Here is a 5,348-nt window from a genome sequence, read left to right on the forward strand (position 1 = left end):
CTGGCACGAGGACCCGATCGCGGAGCTCGAGCAGCTACTGGAGGTCTGGCTTCCGCAGCGGCAGGACTATGTGATTCGCGGACTCGACCCGGCGTCTTCCGTCAGCTACGGAGTGGCCGGCGATGAGCGCTGAACCGGCTACCGAGACGAGTTCGGCTGTTCAGCGTGGTCAGCGCGGTCAGCGCGACCGGGTGCTGGACGCCGTCGCCGCCCAGCACCCGGACCTGACCCGGCTTTCGGAGACACTCCACGCCAACCCGGAGCTCGGCTGGCAGGAACACCTCGCCGCCGGCTGGACCGCTGACTACCTGGCGGAGCATGGCTTCGAAGTGGAGAAGGAGTACCTGGGCTTTCCCACCGCGATACGGGCCGCCTTCGGAAACGGCGCGCGGCGCATTGGGTTCATGGCCGAGTACGACGCACTTCCCGGCCTCGGGCACGCGTGCGGGCACAACATCATCACGGCTATCTCGTGCGGCGCCGCTGTTGCCCTCTCAGGGTTCGCTGCCGAGCGGGACCTGACCGTTGAACTCTACGGAACGCCCGCGGAGGAAGGCGGCGGCGGGAAGATCGAGCTGCTCAAGAAGGGCGCTTTCCTGGGGCTGCATCTGGCCATGATGGCGCATCCCAGCCCCGTCGACTCCGCCGAGGCCCGGCCCTACGCAGTGGCCCACAACCACGTGGAATACCGGGGTAAGTCGGCCCACGCAGCCGCGTATCCCGACCAGGGGGTCAATGCCAACGACGCCTTCATCGTCGCCCAGGTCGCCTTGGGTCTCCTCCGCCAGCAGCTGCCCGCGGGCACGCGCGTCCATGGCATCCAAACGCGGGGTGGCGAAGCCCCCAACGCCATACCTGAAAAGACCGAGGGCCGCTGGTACGTCCGTGCAGAATCGCTCGCCCAGCTGGGCCAGCTCGAAGAGAGGGTTCACCGCTGCTTCGAGGCCGGGGCCCTGGCGTCCGGCTGCGAGCTAACAGTGACGCCGGAATCGGAACCCTATTCCGAGTTCCGCACGGACCTCCGGGCGCTGGAGCTGTACATCAGGCATGCAGAATCCCTGGGCAGGGACTTTGGCGCACCTCCGGAGCAAGCGACCATGAACCGGGCCTCCACCGACATGGGCAACGTGTCCCAAGTGGTCCCGGCCATCCACCCCTATATAGGGCTCGGCTGCTTCCCCGCAGCCAATCACCAGCCGGAATTCGCCGCCCACTGCGTCGGAGAGGCAGCCAACCGTGCCATCCATGACGGCGCTGCGGCTCTGGCGCTTACCGCGCTGGACTTCCTGGCGGAGTAGCACGACGCTCTTTTCGGCCAGCTCGTTGGCCAGGCCGGGCTGACGTCGGTAACACCATAGGGGCCCGCTGCTGGTATTTCCTGCACGCAGCGGGCCCTTTTCTGTGTGCTTTGCCCTCGTTGCTGGACTTCCCCCTTACTGGGCATGCCTTTCCAGCCTTTTCGGCATCCGCAGGGAGCAGCGCCAACAGCAAAGGGGACCATGCCTCCGTGGCATGGTCCCCTCGCTGTTCCCTGAATCTCCCTAGGCTGGCTGCGACTCCGGCATCAGACCGCGCCGCTCGCCACCAGGGCGTGCTGGTCGTTGTGCGCCAGATAGCTCCTTTGGATGGCGATCTGGTCAGCGACGTACTTGGCGTCGTGCCATACGCCCCAGATGAAGCTGGATCCTCGGCGTGACTGCCACGGCAGCCCGAGGAAGTAGACGCCAGGCTCAGTAGAAACTCCGCGCTGCTGCCGCGGCTTGCCGTTCTCATCGAAAGCGTCCACTTGTAACCAGCTGTAGTCGACGGCGAAGCCGGTCGCCCAGACGATCGAGGCAACTCCGGCACCGGCGAGGTCGAGCTCCAAAATGGGGTCCATAACGCTCTCCGGGTCCGGTCCCAGAGTGCGGGCTTCGGGCTCCTCAGGAAGATCGAGGCCGTTGCGTTCGATGTATGCGTCAGCTTCGTCGAGCAGCTCCAGATAGTGAGCGTCGCCATTGGCGATGTTGGTACGGAGATCCTCGGCAAAGCGCATGGTTCCGTCCTCGAACGCTGTGGTCCGGCCGACGAGCTTGATGCCGCTCGCGGCGAGGGCACGGAAGTCGACGGTGTGGCCGCCGTCGGCGCCGCTCACGGCGATTGTCACGTGCTCCGCGCCCAGAGCCGGAGTGGAAGCGTCCCACATGCCGAGCACTCCAAGCCACCAGCAAAAGTCCCGTCCGCGGTAACTGCGCGGCGGCCGGTCGTGCGGTCCGACAGAGAGAAAGACCTGCCGACCCGACCGCTGGATTTCGGCGGCAATCTGCACCCCGGAGGAACCGGCACCGACGACCAGAACGGCGCCTTCCGGAAGCTGGGCAGGGTTGCGGTAGGAACTGGAATGGATTTGCACGAGGTCGGCAGTCTCGGGAACGACGGCGGGAATCACCGGCCGCTGGAACGGCCCCGTTGCTGCCACGACGTAGCGTGCGTCGAAGTTACCGTCGGATGTCTGCACATGGAATCCGGGTGCGCCGACTTTCCTGCGCACTGATGTCACCTCCACGCCGCAGCGGATCGGCGCACCGATCTTCTCTGCGTAGGCGACGAAGTAGTCCGCTACCTGCTCCTTTGACGGGAACGCCCCCGGCTCGACGTCGGTGAATTCCAGGCCGGGAAAGCGGTCATGCCAGGCAGGCCCGTTCGCAACCAGGGAGTCCCACCGCATGGTGCGCCAGCGCTCGGCGATACGGTGCCGCTCCAGGACCAAATGCGATATCCCGCGTTCGCTCAGATGCTCGCTCATCGCAACCCCGGCCTGACCTGCGCCGACGACGAGGACCTCAACCTTTTGGCTAGACATGTCGATCTCCTAATTTCTGCAAATGCCACAGCGTTCCTCCACGCAGGACATGGAAAGTCGCGCGCGCAGCCGGTCCCTTCGTTGGGAGTTCCGGCTGGAATCGCCGCCGCTGTGGCCCTCTAAGTGACGGTTGATCCATTTTCACTTGGGGCAATTGCATCTGCATAGCTCATAAAACAGGGCAATCACATCTGAAATTGTGATGCGTTGTCCGCGGCTTACCGGGCCGGGCGGCCGCGCCCTGTGAGACAGAGCGACTGCCGCGCCCCCGACCCGGGGGCGCGGCAACCTTCAGCCAGTTGGGTAGGAGGAGTTCAGGCAGAGGCGAGATCGAACCGGTCGAGGCTCATGACTTTGTCCCACGCCCGGACGAAGTCGCGGGCGAACTTGTCCTTAGCGTCCTGGCAGGCATAGACCTCCGCTATGGCGCGCAACTGCGAGTTCGCCCCGAAGACGAGATCCGTCGCTGTTGCCGTCCACTTGGGCCCGCCGGTGGTGCGGTCGCGGCCCTCGTAGACATCCTCTTCGGAGGCGGACGCCTTCCACTCCGTGCCCATGTCGAGCAGGTTCACGAAGAAATCGTTGGTGAGGGCCTCGGGCCGGTCGGTGAATACGCCGTGGTCGGACTGCCCGGAGTTGGCTTTCAGGACCCGCAACCCGCCGACGAGGACCGTCATTTCAGGTGCGGTCAAATTCAGCATGAAGGCACGGTCCACCAGGAGAGTCTCGGCCGGCAGCTGCTGCCCGGCCCTGACGTAATTCCGGAAACCGTCCGCTTTCGGTTCCAGCATAGAGAAGGACTCGACATCCGTCTGCTCCTGGGATGCGTCCGTTCGGCCCGGTATGAACGGGACCGTGACCTCGACACCGGCGTTCCTTGCCGCCTGCTCGACGGCCGCGCACCCGCCCAAGACAATGAGGTCGGCAAGGGAGACCTTCTTCCCGACCGGCAGTGAGCCGCTGAAATCCTGCTGGACCTGCTCGAGGGTCTGCAGCACCTTGGCCAGTTCGGCAGGCTGGTTGACCTCCCAGTCCTTCTGCGGCGCAAGACGGATGCGCGCCCCGTTTGCCCCGCCACGCTTGTCGGTGCCGCGGAAGCTCGCCGCCGACGCCCACGCCGTCGAGACCAGCTGGGAGATGGTTAGCCCGGAGGCGAGGATCCTGGCCTTGAGGGCCGCGATGTCGTCCGCACCGATCAGCTCATGGTCGACGCCGGGAACGGGATCCTGCCAGAGCTGCGGCTCCGGGACCCAAGGGCCGAGGTAGCGCGACACCGGGCCCATGTCGCGGTGCAACAGCTTGTACCAGGCTTTGGCGAACGCCCCAGCGAGTTCCTCGGGATGCTCATAGAAGCGCTTCGAGATCGGCCCGTAGATCGGATCCTGCCTGAGGGCCAGGTCCGTGGTCAGCATCATGGGTGCGTGCCGCTTGGACGGGTCGTGGGCATCGGGAACCGTGCCTTGTGCCTCGGGATTCCTGGGCTTGAACTGCTTCGCCCCGGCGGGGCTCTCGGTGAGCTCCCAGTCGTACTCGAACAGGTTCTCGTAGAAGCCGTTGTCCCATTTGGTCGGATCCTTGGTCCACGCGCCTTCGAGCCCGCTCGTGAGCGTGTACTGGCCGTGGCCGGTGCCAGCGGAGTTCTTCCAGCCGAAGCCCAACTGCTCGACGGGTGAAGCCTCGGGCTCAGGACCGAGGTTCTCCGCCTTGACGGCGCCGTGGGTCTTGCCGAACGTGTGGCCGCCAGCAATGAGCGCGACCGTCTCCTCGTCGTTCATCGCCATCCGGCGGAAGGTCTCGCGGATGTCATGGGCCGCGGCCAGCGGATCGGAGTTGCCCTGAGGCCCCTCCGGGTTCACGTAGATGAGGCCCATCTGCACGGAAGCGAGAGGACTCTCGAAATCTCCAGGCCCGCTGTAGCGCTCGTCCCCCAGCCATGTGTCCTCTGGTCCCCAGAAGATCTGCTCTGGTTCCCAGATGTCCGTCCGCCCGAAGCCGAAGCCGAATGTCTTGAACCCCATCGACTCCATGGCGACGTTGCCCGCATAAACGATCAGATCGGCCATAGAGATCTTCCGGCCGTACTTCTGCTTGATTGGCCAGAGCAGCCGGCGAGCCTTGTCGAGGCTGGCGTTGTCCGGCCAGCTGTTGAGCGGAGCGAAGCGCTGCGCGCCGCTGCCGCCACCGCCCCGGCCGTCCTCGACGCGGTAGGTGCCGGCGGCGTGCCACGACATTCGAATGAAGAGCGGACCATAATGGCCGTAATCTGCAGGCCACCAGTCCTGCGACGTGGTCATCACGTCGATGAGGTCTTGCTTCAAGGCCTCGAGGTCGAGGGTCTTGAACTCCTCGGCGTAGTTGAAGTCCTCGTCCATGGGGTTGGCCTGGGGCGAGTGCTGATGCAGCACCTGCAGGTTGAGCTGATTGGGCCACCAGTCCTGGTTGGTCCTGGGCCGACTCGGTTTTACAGTCGGAGCGGGAATTACCGGGTTCTCGCTTTCGCTGCCGT

General features: G+C 65.1%; 3 protein-coding genes. 1 reads left to right on the plus strand and 2 read right to left on the minus strand.

Annotated elements, in window-relative coordinates; translation table 11 throughout:
- Positions 1 to 122 precede the first annotated feature (122 nt).
- Positions 123 to 1,298 (plus strand): M20 family metallopeptidase, encoded by a 1,176-nt coding sequence (locus AC3A3W_RS02470; RefSeq protein WP_487440307.1) that lies wholly within the window; start codon positions 123 to 125, stop codon positions 1,296 to 1,298.
- A 266-nt stretch (positions 1,299 to 1,564) separates the two neighbouring features.
- On the opposite strand, the gene AC3A3W_RS02475 is transcribed toward AC3A3W_RS02470, so the two are convergent.
- Complete coding sequence (locus tag AC3A3W_RS02475) at positions 1,565 to 2,842, minus strand: flavin-containing monooxygenase (RefSeq protein ID WP_487440308.1); 1,278 nt, start codon at positions 2,840 to 2,842, stop codon at positions 1,565 to 1,567.
- Positions 2,843 to 3,156: 314 nt separating this feature from the next.
- A partial coding sequence (gene katG / locus AC3A3W_RS02480; protein WP_487440309.1) for a catalase/peroxidase HPI occupies positions 3,157 to 5,348 on the minus strand: 2,192 nt, incomplete at its 5' end.

The sequence above is a fragment of the Arthrobacter sp. Soil_N43 genome, from assembly GCF_057655195.1.